The 14,927-nt window shown below is 73.0% G+C and carries 16 protein-coding genes; 4 read left to right on the forward strand and 12 right to left on the reverse strand.

Annotated features, from left to right (window positions below):
• Positions 1–5: 5 nt before the first annotated feature.
• From ABWI04_RS16900 to ABWI04_RS16910, 3 genes are read right to left on the reverse strand one after another with little or no spacing between them, the layout of a single operon-like run.
• The gene (locus ABWI04_RS16900) at positions 6–1,394 is read right to left on the reverse strand and encodes an MFS transporter (RefSeq protein WP_353832978.1); all 1,389 of its coding nucleotides are present in this window, start codon (positions 1,392–1,394) and stop codon (positions 6–8) included.
• A complete protein-coding gene (locus ABWI04_RS16905; RefSeq protein ID WP_353832979.1) occupies positions 1,391–2,413 on the reverse strand; it encodes an NADPH:quinone oxidoreductase family protein in 1,023 nt (340 codons plus the stop codon). The genes ABWI04_RS16900 and ABWI04_RS16905 overlap by 4 nt, the downstream gene beginning before the upstream one ends.
• On the reverse strand, positions 2,410–3,585 hold the full coding sequence (locus ABWI04_RS16910) for a CaiB/BaiF CoA transferase family protein (protein WP_353832980.1): 1,176 nt from the start codon (positions 3,583–3,585) through the stop codon (positions 2,410–2,412). Before ABWI04_RS16910 ends, ABWI04_RS16905 begins: the two co-directional genes overlap by 4 nt.
• A 144-nt stretch (positions 3,586–3,729) precedes the next feature.
• Between ABWI04_RS16910 and ABWI04_RS16915 the strand changes: the two genes are divergently transcribed.
• Both ABWI04_RS16915 and ABWI04_RS16920 read left to right on the forward strand, forming a co-directional pair.
• Positions 3,730–4,614, forward strand: a complete 885-nt coding sequence (locus ABWI04_RS16915; protein WP_353832981.1) for an alpha/beta fold hydrolase — start codon at positions 3,730–3,732, stop codon at positions 4,612–4,614.
• Complete coding sequence (locus ABWI04_RS16920; RefSeq protein ID WP_353832982.1) at positions 4,598–5,440, forward strand: alpha/beta hydrolase; 843 nt, start codon at positions 4,598–4,600, stop codon at positions 5,438–5,440. The genes ABWI04_RS16915 and ABWI04_RS16920 overlap by 17 nt, the downstream gene beginning before the upstream one ends.
• A 12-nt stretch (positions 5,441–5,452) precedes the next feature.
• On the opposite strand, the gene ABWI04_RS16925 is transcribed toward ABWI04_RS16920, so the two are convergent.
• The 7 genes from ABWI04_RS16925 to ABWI04_RS16955 all read right to left on the reverse strand — a co-directional run bounded on the left by ABWI04_RS16925 (position 5,453) and on the right by ABWI04_RS16955 (position 13,389).
• On the reverse strand, positions 5,453–7,006 hold the full coding sequence (locus ABWI04_RS16925; RefSeq protein ID WP_353832983.1) for an ATP-binding cassette domain-containing protein: 1,554 nt from the start codon (positions 7,004–7,006) through the stop codon (positions 5,453–5,455).
• Positions 7,003–7,809: an ABC transporter permease gene (locus ABWI04_RS16930; protein WP_353832984.1), complete on the reverse strand. Its 807-nt coding sequence runs from the start codon at positions 7,807–7,809 to the stop codon at positions 7,003–7,005. Before ABWI04_RS16930 ends, ABWI04_RS16925 begins: the two co-directional genes overlap by 4 nt.
• Positions 7,806–8,738 carry an ABC transporter permease gene (locus ABWI04_RS16935; RefSeq protein ID WP_353832985.1) on the reverse strand — a complete coding sequence of 311 codons (933 nt, stop codon included), beginning with the start codon at positions 8,736–8,738 and terminating at the stop codon, positions 7,806–7,808. Before ABWI04_RS16935 ends, ABWI04_RS16930 begins: the two co-directional genes overlap by 4 nt.
• Before the next feature lies 1 nt (position 8,739).
• Positions 8,740–8,889, reverse strand: coding sequence for a hypothetical protein (locus ABWI04_RS16940; RefSeq protein ID WP_353832986.1), 150 nt, complete (start codon positions 8,887–8,889; stop codon positions 8,740–8,742).
• On the reverse strand, positions 8,838–9,932 hold the full coding sequence (locus ABWI04_RS16945) for a hypothetical protein (RefSeq protein WP_353832987.1): 1,095 nt from the start codon (positions 9,930–9,932) through the stop codon (positions 8,838–8,840). Before ABWI04_RS16945 ends, ABWI04_RS16940 begins: the two co-directional genes overlap by 52 nt.
• Positions 9,929–11,494 (reverse strand): ABC transporter substrate-binding protein, encoded by a 1,566-nt coding sequence (locus ABWI04_RS16950; RefSeq protein ID WP_353832988.1) that lies wholly within the window; start codon positions 11,492–11,494, stop codon positions 9,929–9,931. The genes ABWI04_RS16945 and ABWI04_RS16950 overlap by 4 nt, the downstream gene beginning before the upstream one ends.
• 518 nt (positions 11,495–12,012) lie before the next feature.
• Entirely contained in the window at positions 12,013–13,389 is a 1,377-nt protein-coding gene (locus tag ABWI04_RS16955) for an MFS transporter (RefSeq protein ID WP_353832989.1), read from the reverse strand.
• Between the two features lie 211 nt (positions 13,390–13,600).
• Here ABWI04_RS16955 and ABWI04_RS16960 point away from each other — a divergent pair, with 211 nt between their 5' ends.
• The gene (locus ABWI04_RS16960) at positions 13,601–14,299 is read left to right on the forward strand and encodes a TetR/AcrR family transcriptional regulator (protein WP_353832990.1); all 699 of its coding nucleotides are present in this window, start codon (positions 13,601–13,603) and stop codon (positions 14,297–14,299) included.
• A gap of 12 nt (positions 14,300–14,311) precedes the next feature.
• On the opposite strand, the gene ABWI04_RS16965 is transcribed toward ABWI04_RS16960, so the two are convergent.
• Positions 14,312–14,437, reverse strand: coding sequence for a hypothetical protein (locus tag ABWI04_RS16965; RefSeq protein ID WP_353832991.1), 126 nt, complete (start codon positions 14,435–14,437; stop codon positions 14,312–14,314).
• A 73-nt stretch (positions 14,438–14,510) separates the two neighbouring features.
• Here ABWI04_RS16965 and ABWI04_RS16970 point away from each other — a divergent pair, with 73 nt between their 5' ends.
• Positions 14,511–14,762: a hypothetical protein gene (locus tag ABWI04_RS16970; RefSeq protein WP_353832992.1), complete on the forward strand. Its 252-nt coding sequence runs from the start codon at positions 14,511–14,513 to the stop codon at positions 14,760–14,762.
• Here the strand turns inward: ABWI04_RS16970 and ABWI04_RS16975 are convergent.
• The coding region (locus ABWI04_RS16975; protein ID WP_353832993.1) for a hypothetical protein at positions 14,743–14,927 on the reverse strand (185 nt) is incomplete at its 5' end. The genes ABWI04_RS16970 and ABWI04_RS16975 overlap by 20 nt on opposite strands.

The raw sequence follows: 14,927 nt of genomic DNA on the forward strand, positions 1-14,927 counted from the left end.
CCGGTTCATGATGGTACCTCATCGTTTCGGTATCTCCGCAGGTCACGAACGAGTACGGCGATCACGACCGCCGCGACGGCGGTCATGGCCACCGCGAGCGCCCGCGGGTCGGTGGGCGCGCCGGGGTCGCCGGGGGCGAACGCGCCGACCAGTCCGACCGCGAGGATCGCGCCGACATAGCGGGCGGACTGGAACACGCCGCCGACGACCCCGGCCATTCCGGCGGGTGCGCGCTCGAACATCAGCCTCTGCAGGCCGAGGTTGCACAGTCCGTACGGCACCCCGAGCACCACACCGTCGAGGACGATGGCCCACACGGGCGTCGACGTACCGAACGTGGTGATCGCGGCGACGCCGGCGAGCAGGAGCCCGCCCCCTGCCAGCAGGGACCGCCCGACGCCGACCCGCCGCATGACGGGCCCGCCCAGAACGGTCGCCAGGACGCTCGTGGCCGCGATCGGCATGATCAGCAGCCCGGCCCGCGCCGCGTCGAACCCGAGCGCGGTCTGCAACCACGGCGGCAGCCCGTAGAACGCGCCGTAGTAGGCCAGGTTGAACAGCACGAACGTGCCGAGCACCGGCACCAGCCCGCGTGCCGCGCCGAGCGCGCGGACGTCCACGAACGGTGCGGCGGCGCGTCGTTCCCACCACAGGAACCCGGTCCCGGCGACGACCGCCGCGACCGCGCCCGGAACCGAGACCCCCGGGACGGTGAGCATCAGATGCAGCAGCCCGACCACCGCCGCCGCGAAGAGGGCGATCCCCACCGGATCGAGCGCGCGGACCAGGACCCCCGGCGCGGCCCGCCGCTCACCGGAGCCGATCAGGTGCTCGTCGGGGCCGATCGCGCGCCACGCCAGGGCCAGCGCCCCCAGCATGATCGGCAGGTTGACCCAGAAGACGGCCCGCCATCCGGCCCACGAGACCAGAAGCCCGCCGAGCACCGGGCCGACGGCCCCCGCGGTCGTGTTGACCGTCGCGACGGCGGACAGCCGCGCCGCGCCGCCATGCCGGCGGATGACGACCATCGCGCACGGGAACGCGGCCGACACGCCGGCGGCCTGCAGAGACCGGCACAGCACGAGCAGCGGCAGCGACGCGGCCATGGCCGCCCCCGCGGAGGCGAGCGCCGCCACCAGCAGCCCGGCCGAGAACAGCCTGCGCGGGCCGACGCGGTCCGCCACCCGGCCGAGCACCGGCTGGCACACGCACGCGGTCAGGTAGAAGACGGTGACGACCCACGTCGTCGTGGCCAGCGGCCGGCCCAGGTCGCGCTGGATGGGTGCGAGCGCCACCGCGACCATCGAGGAGTTGAGGGGGGCGAGCATGGTGCCGCAGAGCAGCGCCGCCAGCGCCGTCCTCGTCCCGCGCGCCGGCCGGACGGCGGTCGTCATCCCCCTGGACCGCCGGCCCGCAGCAGCAGCTTGCCCCGGACGCGGCCGTTGGCCAACTCACGCAGGGCACGCGGCCCCTGGTCGAGCGGGAGCACGTCGTGAACGTGGTGGCGCAACCGTCCGGCCGCGGCCCAGTCGAAGATCTGGCGCAGGTTCCGCTCGTGGGCCTCGCGTTCCCGCCGCACGAACTCGCCCCAGAACACCCCGACCACCGAGGAGCCCTTGACCAGCGGGATGTTCAGCCCGACTCGCGGGATGCCGCCAGAGGCGAACCCGACCACGAGGTACCGGCCGCCCCAGGCGACGGCGCGCACCGCCGACTCCGCGACCGCGCCGCCCACCGGATCGAACACCACGTCCGCTCCCGCACCGCCGGTCAGCTCCTTGATCGCGGCCTTGGCGTCACCGGTCCCGGCTGCGCCGGCCTCGCCGGTGCCCCCGTAGGAGAAGACCTCGTGCGCGCCGTACCGGCGGGCCGACTCCGCCCGCTCCGGCGTGGAGGCGCCCGCGATCACCCGGGCGCCGAGCAGGTTCCCCACGTCCACGGCGGCCGAGCCGACCCCGCCCGCGGCGCCGAGCACGGCGAGCGTCTCGCCCGCGCGCAGCCCCGCCCGCTGGACGAGTGCGTGGTAGGCGGTCGAGTAGGCCACCAGGATCGCCGCCGCCTGCCGGTCGGTGACGTGCTCGGGCAGCACGGTGACCCGGTCCGCCCGGACCAGTACCGTGTCGCGGGCGCATCCGTACTCCTCGTTGCCCGCCACGCGGTCGCCGGCCCCCACGGACGTGACTCCGTCGCCGACGGCCACCACCGTCCCCGCGTACTCGCTGCCGGGGGAGAACGGCGGCTCCGGCCTCACCACGTGCGTGCCCGCGATGATCAGCGTGTCATGGAAGTTCAGCCCGACGTGGCTGACCACGACCACGACCTCGCCCGGCCCGGGGGCGGGCTCCGGCACGTCGGCCACCTCGAGCTCCTCCGGGCCGCCGAGACGAGTGCAGATCAGGGCGCGCCCGCTCACTTCTCGCCTCCGGGGGCGAACACGACGCCCGCCGCCAGGAAGGCGTCCACCTCGTCCGCGGAGAAGCCGGCCGCGCGCAGCACGTCCCCGGTGTCCGCGCCGAGTTCGGGAGGCGCCGTGCGCAGGCCGGGCAACTCGCCGTCGTAGCGGACCGGGTGCCGCAGTACGGTCGCCCGCTCCTCGCCCACCGGGAACTCGGCGAGCAGCCCTTCGGCGGCCACCTGGGGGTCGGCGAGCACGTCGTCGTAACCGGCCACCCGCTCGAACCAGAACCCGCGCGGCTCCAGTCGGGAGGCCGCCTCCGCGTAGGTCATCCCGGCGAGCACCTCTGCCACCGCCGCCGTGTACTCCTCCCGCCGCGAACGCCTGGCATCCTGGTCGTAGCCGGTCAGCGCGGGGGAGCCGAGCGCGTCGCCGAGGTCGTCCTCCGACCCGCTCAGAGCGATCACCATCGACGCGTCCAGGAGCCGGTACACCCCGTAGGGGGCGTCGATCGACCAGCAGGCCAGTTCGGCGGGGCGGCGGACGTCCGCCCGCGTTCTGCGTCCGGAGCGGTACAGCGCGAGCGCCTCCGCCTGCAGGTCGAGCCCCGCGCCGAGCAGGCTGGATTCGACCCGCGTGCCCTCACCGGTGGTGAGCCTGCGCGCGTAGGCGGCCAGCACGCCCATCGCGAGCAGCGCCGCGCCGTGCTGGTCCACGACGGGCGCGCCGGCCGCGGTGGGCCGGTCGCCGGTGACGTCCACCAGCCCGGTACGCGCCTGCACGAGCAGGTCCACCCCGGGCCGCCCGGCCATCGGGCCGCGGGAGCCCCAGCCGCTGGCCGAGGCGTAGATGATGTCCGGCTTGATCGCGCGCACCGCCTCGTACCCGAGGCCGAGCCGCTCCAGGGCGCCGCCCCGGTAGTTCTCCAGCAGCACATCGGCCCGCTCGATGAGCGGCCGCAGCACGGTGCGGGCGTCCGGGTGCTTGAGGTCGATGGCGATCGACCGCTTGTTCCGGTTGACCGCGAGGAACGTCACGCTCTGCCCGGCGACCCTGATTCCCGCGCTGCCGACCCTGCGCTCCCACGACCCGGCGGGCGGCTCGACCTTGACGACGTCGGCGCCGAGGTCGGCCAGGTACTGCGAGGCCGCGGGCCCCTGCACGAAGTGCGAGAAACTCAGCACCCTCATCGAGCCGATCATGTGACCTCCCAGCAGCGGCGACTCCGGCAGTGCGACCGTAGGAACGAACGGTTCCGGCCCCCAACGGCGCGTTCCCGCTGGATGGAAAGCGCGCATGCCCGCGCGGGCCGCCGGCCCGACACGATGGTCACCATGGCACGAGGGTTCTCTTCGATCCGCGTCCGGCTTCCGGGGCACGCGATCAACTGCGTCGTCGCGGGCCAGGGCCCCGCGGTGCTGCTTCTGCACGGGTGGCCGCAGACCGCCCACGCCTGGCGCGAGGTGGTGCCGCTGCTCGCCGACCGGTACACCGTCGTGGTCCCCGACCTGCCAGGGTTCGGGGCCAGTTCGCGGCCGGACGGCGGCTACGACAAACGCACGGTGGCGGGTGTCCTCGCCGAGCTCATGGCCGCCCTCGAGCTGACCCGCTACCACCTCGTCGGTCACGACGTCGGCGGCCAAGTCGCCTACCCGCTCGCAGCGCTGCGCCCGGAGTCGGTGCGCAGCCTGACGTTCGTCGAGGCGGGCATCCCGGGGCTCGGCGAGAGCCTCGCGGCGGCGAACCCCCTGACCGGCGGGTCCTGGCACTTCGGCTTCAACATGGTGCCCGATCTCCCGGAGTTCCTGCTGGCCGGCCGCGAGCGCGGCTATCTGGAGTTCATGTTCCGCCGCGACACGGTCGGCCTGTACGTCACCGAGGCCATCGACGACGCGGCCATGGACGTCTACACGCGTGCCCTGGCCGCACCCGGAGCGGTGCGGGCCACCATGGGCTACTACCGGGCGCTGCCGGTCGACATCGCCGACAACCGGGAGTTGTGCGCCGCCGGGCGGCTACGGGTTCCCGCGCTGGTCGTGGGCGCGCGCCACGGCGTCGGACTCGGCTGGCTGGACACCGTCCAGGAGGCCGTCACGGACGTGTCGGCGCGCTGGGTGGAAGACTGCGGGCACTACGTGCCCGAAGAGCGCCCCGCCGAGCTGGCGCGGCTGCTGACGGAGACGTGGCAGGAAGTCGAGGCACATGATGGACACGAGTGACGTGGTGCTGGTCCACGGGGCGTGGCACGGGGCCGGGCACTTCGCGGCCCTCGCCGCGGCGCTGACCGCCAGGGGCCACCGCGTCCTGGCGCTCGACCTGGCGGGCCACGGCACCCGGGCCCGCTTCCCGGCGAGCTACCTCGCCAGGGACGTCGCCGCACTGCGCACAGAGGTGTCGCCACTGGCGGAACTGGGCCTGGACGACGTGGCGGCGGACGTGGTGGCCACGCTGCGCCGGTTCACCGCGCCGCCGGTCCTGGCCGCGCACAGCATGGGCGGGGCGGTGGCCACCCGGGTCGCGGAACTGGCCCCCGAGCTGGTGGCAGGGCTGGTGTACATAACCGCGTTCGTCCCCACCTCGCTGGGTGCCGCGGGCGCCTACCTGGCTCTGCCGGAGGCGCAGACCGCGCTCGGCGCCGGGCTCTACCTGGGGGACCCCGCCGCGCTCGGCGCGGTGCGGATCGACCCGCGCAGCACCGATGCCGCCTACCAGGACGAACTGCACGCGGCCTACTTCTCCGACCTCGACCGCTCCGGCTTCCTGGCCATGGCCGCTTCCCTCACCCCCGACCAGCCGTTGTCGTTCCTCACCACCCCGACGGGGGCCACGCCCGAGCGCTGGGGGAGCGTGCCGAGGACTTACGTCCGCACCACCCGCGACCGCGCGCTGCCCATCGCGCTCCAGGACGTGATGATCCGGCATGCCGACGAGCTGGCTCCCGCGACCGCGTTCGCCCGGACGACCCTCGACGCGGGGCACGCCGTCTTCGCCGGTGCCCCCGACGAGGTGGCCGAGATCATCCACCGTGCCCCCGCACGACGGTGACGACTGAGCCGGTCACGCCGGAGGGCGGCCGCCCGGGACGGCGGCGAGCAACTCGCGGGTGAACGGCGCCTCCGGGGCGGTGAGCACCTCGGCGGTCGGGCCGGACTCGATGATCCTGCCGTCCCGCATCACCGCGAGCCTTCCCGCAGCGGCGGCCACCACGGCGAGGTCGTGCGAGATGAGCAGATAGGCCATCGCGTGCTTGTCCTGAAGGCGGCGCAGCAGCGCGAGGATCTGGGCCCGCGTCACCGCGTCGAGGGCGGACACCGGCTCGTCGAGCACGATCAGATCGGGCGAGGACGCCAGCGCGCGGGCGATGGCGACGCGCTGGCGCTGCCCGCCGGACAGCGCCGAGGGCCGCCGCCGGACGACCTCGGTCGGCAGGCCGACGTCCTCCAGCAGGTGCCGCACCCGTTCCCCGCGTTCTGCCCGGGTGCCCGTGCGCAGTGCCCGCAGCGGTTCGGCGATGATCCGGCCCACGCTCATGAGCGGGTCGAGCGACGTGTACGGGTTCTGCGCGACGAACTGCACCCGGCCGGTCCTGACGGGCGCGCCGGCCAGGAGCACGCTTCCGCCCGTCGGCCGGACGAGGCCGGTGATCATGCGGGCGAGGGTCGACTTGCCCGACCCCGACGCGCCGACCAGCCCGAGGGTGTCCGCCCGTTCCAGCGTGAACGAGGCGCCCTCGACCGCGACCGTGCCACCCGGGTACACCTTGCGCAGATCGCGGACCGCGAGCAGCGCTTCTCCGCCGCGCGGGACCCGCGTGGACGGCGCGGGCCCGGTCAGCGGCCGCGGGACCGAGTCGAGCAGCAGCCGGGTGTAGGCGGCCTCCGGACTGCCGAGCACCCGGTCCGCCGGGCCTTCCTCCACGACGCGGCCCTCGGTCATGACGGCCACGCGGTCCGCGCGGTCCGCGGCGACGCCGAGGTCATGGGTGATCAGGAGAACGCTCGTGCCGTCCCTGGCCGCGACCTCCCGAATGAGGGCGAGCACGGTCTTCTGCACGGTGGTGTCGAGCGCGGAGGTCGGCTCGTCGGCGATCAGTAGCGCGGGCCGTCCGGCCAGCGCCATGCCGAGCAGCACCCGCTGCCGGAAACCGCCGGAGAGCTGGTGCGGATGGCGGTCGAGCACGGCCGCCGGGTCGGGGATCCCCACCCGTCCGAGCGCGTCCTCGAGGGCAGCCGCGCCGGGCCGGGCGGTTCCGGTCAGGCGCAGGGCTTCGGCGAGCTGGGCGCGCACGGTCATCAGCGGGTTGAGGGCGGTCCCCGGATCCTGGGGCACGAGCGCGATCCGCCGTCCGCGCAGTCGCCGCCATGCCCGCTCCCGCATGCCGTCCACCCGTTCGCCGCCGAAGGCGACCTCGCCACCGGTCATCCGGGCCGCGTCCGGTAGCAGCCCGGCCAGCGCGTGGGCGAGCGTGGACTTGCCCGACCCGGACTCGCCGACCACGGCCACGACCTGCCCGGGCTCCACCGTCAGGTCGGCGCGGTCCACCGCCGGGCGGCCCCGCCCGGACGGCCCGTACCGCACGGTCAGGCCGCGTACGGCCAGCAGAGGCGTCATCGTGTCTCCGATCGCGTGCGCAGGACATGCCCGAGGTGGTTGACCGCCAGCACCACGGCGACGATGACGAGACCGGGCATGGTCGTCAGCCACCACGCCGAGGCGAGGAACGGGCGCCCCGCGGCGATCAGCGAGCCCCACTCGGGCGCCGGCGGCGGAGCCCCGAAGCCGAGGAAGCTCACAGCGGCGACGGTGAGGATGGCATTGCCGATCTCGAGCGTCGCCAGCGCGGCGAGCGGCCCCGCGGCGTTGGGCAGCACGTGGGCCATCAGCACGGTCGGGCGCCCGGCCCCGCACACCGCGGCGGCCTCGACGTACCCGGATCCGCGGACCCGGATGACCTCGGTCCGCATGATCCGGGAGAACACCGCCGCCGCTGACACGCCGACGGCGACGGCCACTTGGCGCGTCCCGGGGCCGAGCATCGCCAGGACCATGAGGACGAGCAGGAACGACGGCACGGCGAGCAGGACCTCCACCGCGCGCATGATCAGACCGTCCAGCCGTCCCCGCGCGGTTCCCGCCACCAGCCCGATCGCCGAACCGGCGAGGACGGCGACGCCCACCGCGATGACGGCCGCCTGAATCGAGGGGGCCGAGCCGTGCACGACTCTGGCGAACACGTCCCTGCCCAGTTCGTCCGTGCCGAAGGGATGGCCGGTCCCCGGAGGCAGCAGCCGCTCCGTGACGTCGCCGCGCAGCGGGTCGGCGGAGAGGAACAGGCCGGGAGCGAACGCCGCGCCCGTGGCCGCCAGCAGCACGAGAGCCGACGGCACGATCCCGAGCCGCCGCACGAACCTCATCCGGCACGCTCCCGCAGCCGGGGGTCCACCAGCGGGTGTGCCACGTCCACCGCGAGCGTGAGCACCGTGACGGCCGCGGTGGCCACCACGACCAGGCCCTGCAGCATGGGCAGATCCCGGGTCGTGACGGCCGACTCGATCAACCGGCCGAGCCCGTTGCGTGCGAAGACCGTCTCCACCACGACCGACCCGGACAACAGCCAGCCTGCCAGCAGCGCGGTCATCGTCAGGGCGGGCATGGCGGCGTTGCGCAGCGCGTGCGCCGTCACCGCCCGCGCCCGCGACGCGCCTTTGGCCCGCGCGGTGTCGATGTACGGCTGCCGCATCTCCACCGCCAGCCGTTCGGTGAGCACCTGCGCCACGAAGGCCGATGACGGCACCGCCAGCGTCGCGGCGGGCAGTACCAGGCCGGCGAGCCCGTCCGCGCCCCTGGCGGGGAACAGCGGCAGGCCGAAGGAGAACGCCTGCAGCAGCACCAGCCCGAGCCAGAACGTCGGGACGGACAGCGACAGGCCGGGCAGCGCGCCGAGCAGGCGGCGCAGCCACACGTGCCGGGTGTGCGCGGCCGACCAGGCGATCAGGAAGCCGAGTGGGAGCGCCACCAGCAGCGCGCCGCCAGCGAGCGCGAGCGTGCGCGGAGCGGCCTCGGCGATTATCGCGCCGACGCCCCGCCCCGTCTGGAAGGACGTGCCGAAGTCGCCGTGCAGGGCGCCGAGCAGCCCGTCGGCATAGCGCTCCGCCGCCGGGCGGTCCAGACCGTACTCGGCGCGCAGCGCGGCCACCCGCGCCTCGTCCACGCCGTTCTCCGGACCGAGCATGATCTGCACGGGATCGGCGGGGATGAGGTTGAAGGCCGAGAAGGTGAAGGTGTAGGCCGCCAGCACCACCGCCGCCGCCTGCATGAGGCGCCGCGCCACGAACCGGGTCATCTCAGCCCCGGATGTCCAGGAGGACGCGGTGCCCGCCGACCTCCTGGCCGGTGTAGAGCACCACGTTGCCCGGCCGGAGCCTGCCGAGCAGCGCGAGGGTCAGCGCGCGCTGACCGCCGGTCGGGATGACGCCGCCTTCGGGCACCGCCACCTCGCCGTCCTGCCGGAGCACCGCGCATCCCGACCAGGCGTCGACCGTGGCGGCTGCGGGGCGCGAGTCTCCCGGATCGGCGGGCCGGGCGGCGTAGCGGTGGCCGCGCAGCGCACGTCCGAGGTCGGCCGTCCACTCGTGGCCGTCGAAGCCCACCACCAGGCTGAGCGTGCGGGTCGCGCGCGGACCGGATGGTCCGGGGGTCCGGGCACCAGCCGGTCGGTGAGGCCGACCACCTCGACGTCGCCGACCGCTCGCGGCGGGACGGACAGCGTGTTCGTCGGCTCCCCGTCCTCCTGTCCTTGAACGAAGTACACCGTGTCCTCGGCGACCAGGGTCCCCTCGTGCCGGCTCAGCAGATACGCCGGTCCGAGCAGTTCGCCGCCGAGGGCGACCGGCGGCAGGACCACCGCGCCCTCGTGCTGGAACCCGTAGGCCCCCTCGGCGTGCCCGCCCGTCACCGCCTCGGCGGCGAACCGCACGATCGCCGCGTGGGCGATCCGCCGGGTCATCACCTGGACGGCGAACCAGTCGCGGGCTTCCTGGAGCCTGGTCAGTCCGTCGGCGTCGGCGAGCACCCGCACCTGGGACGGATCTGTGAACGGGATGAGGGCGTCCCGCAGGAGCACGAGCTGCCACAGCCACTCGTTGTAGAGATTGCGCGCGGCGTGCAGGCCGGAACCGTTGATGAGGCGTTCGACCACCGGGGGAGTCCAGGCGTAACCCACGCAGCTGCTGTGGATGTCCGTTACGCCGGGTGTTCCGGACGTACTCCGCACCAGGTCCAGGATCATCTCGGACACCGCGACGGCGTTCTCCCGCAGCTCGCCCCTGACGCCCTGGTCGGCGAGTCCGGCGTCCAGCCGCAGCGTCGCGTAGGGGCCGGAGGTGCTCATGCTGGCCTCGAGCCCGGCGATGAAGTCGGTCCTCGCGGCCTCGGCGCCGCCCGCGGCGGCGACCGCCGACTCCAGCAGCGTGCTCGCGGCGGCGACGAAGGTCGCGGGGTCCACCGCGCGGCCCCCGGCGAAGTCGTTCCAGGTCATGCCCGCACCTCCGCGTCCTGGAAGATCGGCCGCCCGGACGCGTCGAGCCGGACCCCTGTCACCCGCTCCGTCAAGCCCACTGACGATGCCTGCTCGAAGAGCGGGATGCCATGCCCGCCGGAAAGGATCGCCTCGGCCGCGGCCTTCACGGCGCGGGAGCGCTCGGTGGGATCGAGCACCGTGGCGATCCGGGCGATCGTGCCGTCCACCTGGTCCGGCCGGGTGCGCCGGAGCGGGTTCGCGCTTTCCACCGGGTACACGCTGGCCAGGACCGTGGGGTCGCCCCTGGTCACCGCCCAGGAGACGAAGTCGTAGTCGCCCGAGGACTGCCGGGCGCTGTTGGTGGCGTCGTCGAGTGGTGTCGGCCGCAGTTCGATCCCGACGTCGGCGAGCTGCTGGGCCATGAGCTGGTACACCGAGCCGTAGGGCTCGTTGGCCGAGTAGACCAGGGTGAACGACAGCCGCTGCGACCCCTTGGCGCGCACGCCGCCGGGACCGCGCCGGTAACCGGCCGCGTCGAGCAGCCGGGCCGCCTCGTCAGGCGCGTACGCCAGGTCGGCGGAGCGGTCGGCGTAGCCGGGCGTGGTGCTGGCGAGGACGTCGGTCGCCGGACGTTCACCCGCCGCGAGCAGCGCCGCGAACCGCGACCGGTCGAGGGCGGCGCCGATCGCCCGGCGCACGCCGGGATCGCGCAGCGCGGGGCGCGACTCGTTCGGCAGCAGCGTGAACACGATGCCGGGACGGGTGGCGGACAGCAGCTGGGGTCCCTTCCTGCCGAAGGAACGCTGGTCCTGCTGGAGCACCTGCAAGTCGGCGTCGAGCTGCCCGGAGAAGAGGCTGCCGTGCCTGGCGCTCGGGTCGGTGACGATGGCGAAGGTCAGCTCGCGTATGCGCGGGACGCCCTTGTGCGCGGCCAGCCGGCTCGCCCAGGCGTATCCGGTGCGCGCGGAGAGCCGCACCTCCTCATTGAGCGCGACCCGGCCGAGCACGAACGGCCCGGAGCCGGCGAGAGCACCCGCGCAGCGCTGCTCGGGAGTCTTCTTGAGCGTGCCCGGAGAAAGGATGCCCAGCGTGACCATCGAGGTGGCCTGGAGGAACTGCGCGCTCGGGGCACCGAACCGGACCTCGACGGTCTTCGCGTCGAGGGCGGAGGCCCCTTCGTACCCGGCGAGGTAGCCCGAACCGAGTGGGGACCGCGCGCCGAGCCTGGAGATGTCGTCGAGGTTGGCGACGACCGCGGCGGCGTCCAGCGGCGCGCCGTCGCTGAACGTCACCCCCTCTTGCAGGGTGAAGGTGAACCGCTCGGCCCGCTTGTCGACCTTCCATGACGTCGCGAGCCACGGCACGATCTTTCCGGTGCGCGGGTCCTGGTCGGTGAGCGAGTCCACGAACTGGCGTGACACCTGCAGGTTGGGCGTCTGCGGGGTCTGGTGCGGGTCGAGGCAGCTCACCGGGGCGGCGAGCCCTGCCGTGAAGGAGTCCGGAGGCCGCCCGGCGTCCGCCGTCGCGCAGGCTGCGAGCAGGACGGTGCCGCTTGCGAGGAGAGAGGTCAGTCGAAGCACGGGATCAGTCTGCGAACCCGCCGCCGTGATCCCGGCATCCTCGTTCCCGCTGGACGGGAAGCGGGCGAGATTCCGCCCAATGGAACCCGAGCGTTCAGGTTCAACGGCCTCACCGAAGGTGAGCTTCCCGGCCACGAACATCAACTCCTGGCCCTGCTGCCTGACAACACCGGGTCGGCCAACACCAGACTCCCCGCAGCGCACCCTTGATGGGCTCGCCCCAATCTGTGCTGGACGCTGGCACTCAGCCCCATCCAGGGCTGCCCGAAAGGTGCCTCCACTGCTTCCTAACCACCTACGGCCCGACCGGGGTCGCCTCCAAGGTGCGACGGGCGGCGGAGTTGGCGCGGCTGTGGATCCGACCCGACAAGTCCGACCGTCGAGCCTCGGCGAACCACCGTTTTAGACCCCTGCGGCAGGAGTAGCGAATGACGTCAGGCCCCCGATTTGGGGGTCCGCGAGCCGGTCGCCTGCGTCGACTGCGGCAGGGGGCGCATACGTGCGGCTCGCCATGCCGACTACCTCGACGCGGTGGAGTCGGCCTGGGATCGGTGGGGGCGGTCGGAGGAGTCGCGAAGGTTGAGCGCGACGAGGAGGGTGAGGACGATCCCTCCGGCGATGACGAGAACGGCGGTGCGTATGCCTTCGGCGGTGGCGACGCGCAGTTCTTCACCGCTGAGCCCCTCGGTACCGGCGTTCGCGACGAGAACAAGTGCGGCAAGGCCGACGACGGCGCCGACCCCGGAACTGGTGGAGGCCATACCGGAGGCGACCCCCTGCCGGTGGTCGGCCACCCCCGTACCGGCGGCGATGAACATCAGGGTGAACACGACACCGTCCCCCAGGCTGACCGCGACGAGACCCGGCACGAGCGCGACATAGGAGCCGTCGGCCGACAGGGCCAGGCCGACGCCGACCGCCCCGGCCGCACCGATCGCGAGCGCGGCGACGAGAGTACGCCTCAGCCCGAAGCGCGTCACCGTCTGACCGGCGAACGTCGAACCCGCCACCACCACCGCGGTGGGGAGCAGGAAGGCCGCGCCGGTCTGCAGAGGGTCATAGCCGCGGACGTCCTGGAAGTAGATGGACAGGAAGTACAGGAGGGCTCCGAATGTCGCCGTGAACATGAAAGCGACTACCAATGCCACGCCCAGAACGCGGTTGGCGAGAAGCTTCACGGGGACAAGGGGGTCGGGACTGCGCCGCTCGACGACGGCGAACACCGCGAATAGCAGGAGCCCCGCGGCCGCCATGCCGAGGGTCCAGGGCGAGTCCCAGCCGAGAGCCGGTCCCTGGACCAGGGAGAACATCAGCAGCGTGACCGCGCCGGTGGAGCCCAGAGCTCCCGGCAGATCGAACACCCGTCCCACCGTCCGCGACCCGTCCGGTGCGAGAAGCCGAAAGGCCGCGATGAGCGCTCCACCTGCCAGGGGGACGTTGACGAAGAACACCGCCTCCCACCCGAGCATGCGGGTGAGCGCCCCGCCGAGCAGCACACCGACTACCAGCCCGGCTGCGCCGGAGCCGCCCCAGACGCCCAGCGCGCGGTTGCGGTCGCGCCCCTCCGCGAAGGCGGTATTGATGATCGCCAGCGTGCTGGGGAAGACCAGTGCCCCGCCGAGCCCCTGAACCGCTCGGGCCGCCAACTGCGGCCCTGGACCGGTGGCGAGCCCGCCCGCCAGCGAGGCCACCGCGTACAGCGCGAGCCCGGTGGCCAGCATCCGGCGCCTGCCGAGCAGGTCGGCGGCGCGCCCGCCCAGCAGCAGGAATCCGCTGGAGGCGACGGCGTAAGCGCTGACCACCAACTGCAGTGTCTGCGCCGAGTACCCGAGCTCGCGGCCGATATCCGGCAGCGCGACGACGACGATGTACTGATCGAGAGAAACGATCAGCATCGCGAACGACAGCAAGGCCAGCGCAGCCGTCTTGGAGCGACCAGGACGCCGAGCGTTCCGGTCGCGGACTCGTGGTCGATCACAGGTGTCATGCATGGCGGCACTCCCGTGGTCCGCTCTGGTCGCCCACGATCACGGGTGGTGACGCGGTGCGGTCGAACCCCTGTACTGTACGCACCAGTTCAGTTGAACTCAACCGTACAGTTCATATTTGGGTACGCTGGACGTCGACGACGAAGGAGCGACGATGCCAGCACCCTCTCAGCGCAGCGAGTCTCCGCGCGTTCTCACCGGGGACCGGGCGGCGCGCAAGCGACAGATGATCATTCAGGCGGCCCGGTCGGCATTCGTCCGGGATGGGTTCGATGCGGCGATGGACGCCATCGCCGCCGAGGCGGGTGTTTCCAAGGTCACCGTCTACAACCACTACGGCAGCAAGGAGACCCTCTTCATCGCCGTCATCGGCGACGCCCTGCAGGAAGCCCTCGCCGACGCCATCTCAGGCACCGCGCAGCGGCTGGGAGAGTCCGATGACCTGCGGAGCGCACTCAAATGGACCGCCCGGGCATGGGTGGACAGCATGACCTCCCCCAACATGGTGGCCCTGCGCCGCCTCGTCGCCGGCGAAGTCCGCCGATTCCCGGAACTCGGCGAAGCCTGGCGCCATCACGGCCCCGACCGCGCTCGCCCTGCCCTGGTGGCGGCGTTCGAACGCCTCATCGCCGCCGGTCGGCTGACCATGCCGGACGTGGAGACCGCCATCCTCCAGCTCTATTCGCTCGTGCTCTATCCGCATCTGGTCCACGGCACCTACGGAACGACGCTCGACCCGCACACGACCGAACGACTGATCGACTCCGGAGTCGACATGTTCCTGGCTTACTACGCCTACCGCGCCGCCACAGCCTGAGCACGTCGACGGTCACGGGCTCCTCCCGAACAGCACACCCAACGCCTGCGGGTCGCAGCCGGGCGCGGGCGGTGGAGGCGCCGCCTTCTCCCGCTGCTCGGCGGCGCGGGCGTGACGGGCCAGGACACCGGCGATCACCTGGTCTTGTCCGGTTCGGATCTATCCACCAGCGCTCCTCACCGGTGCCGCCCGCGGCGGCGATGCGGGCCGTGTGCTCGGAGCGGCGGTGCGCCCGGATCACGCCGGTGAGCTGGTCGATCTCAAGCGCGTACTCGACGGCGGTGCTGTCGGGGACGTCGGTGTCGGACCAGCCGATCGGGTCGACCTTGGCCACGGTGAGGCCGACCTGCAACGCGAGCTCCTTGTACTCGGTGTTGTGGTCGCGAACCTGACCGCCCGCGCCACTGCGATGCTCGAAGGATCTAGCCGCCTGGACGACTACATCACCGACCCGGCCCCATGACCACAACCGGCACTGGGCCTCGACAGGCCAGCGGCCGCCTGCGATAAACGAACCCGACCGTCGTCAAGCAAGTAATGGTGTAATCATGGAAACCCTTTTCGAGCACGCCGGCGGGCACGAAGGCCTCCGCAGGTTCATCGACCTGTTCTATTCCAGCCTCCTGGC

The sequence above is a fragment of the Actinomadura sp. NPDC000929 genome, from assembly GCF_040492065.1.
Taxonomy (GTDB): Bacteria; Actinomycetota; Actinomycetes; order Streptosporangiales; family Streptosporangiaceae; genus Spirillospora; species Spirillospora verrucosospora.

Excerpts from the sequence above, each read along its gene's own strand:
- ABWI04_RS16945 (WP_353832987.1), bottom strand. The coding sequence starts at position 9,932 with ATGACCTGGAACGACTTCGCCGGGGGCCGCGCGGTGGACCCCGCGACC.
- ABWI04_RS16900 (WP_353832978.1), bottom strand. The coding sequence starts at position 1,394 with ATGACGACCGCCGTCCGGCCGGCGCGCGGGACGAGGACGGCGCTGGCG.
- ABWI04_RS16955 (WP_353832989.1), bottom strand. The coding sequence starts at position 13,389 with ATGCTGATCGTTTCTCTCGATCAGTACATCGTCGTCGTCGCGCTGCCG.
- ABWI04_RS16920 (WP_353832982.1), top strand. The coding sequence starts at position 4,598 with ATGATGGACACGAGTGACGTGGTGCTGGTCCACGGGGCGTGGCACGGG.
- ABWI04_RS16935 (WP_353832985.1), bottom strand. The coding sequence starts at position 8,738 with ATGACCCGGTTCGTGGCGCGGCGCCTCATGCAGGCGGCGGCGGTGGTG.
- ABWI04_RS16915 (WP_353832981.1), top strand. The coding sequence starts at position 3,730 with ATGGCACGAGGGTTCTCTTCGATCCGCGTCCGGCTTCCGGGGCACGCG.
- ABWI04_RS16930 (WP_353832984.1), bottom strand. The coding sequence starts at position 7,809 with ATGAGGTTCGTGCGGCGGCTCGGGATCGTGCCGTCGGCTCTCGTGCTG.
- ABWI04_RS16910 (WP_353832980.1), bottom strand. The coding sequence starts at position 3,585 with ATGAGGGTGCTGAGTTTCTCGCACTTCGTGCAGGGGCCCGCGGCCTCG.
- ABWI04_RS16925 (WP_353832983.1), bottom strand. The coding sequence starts at position 7,006 with ATGACGCCTCTGCTGGCCGTACGCGGCCTGACCGTGCGGTACGGGCCG.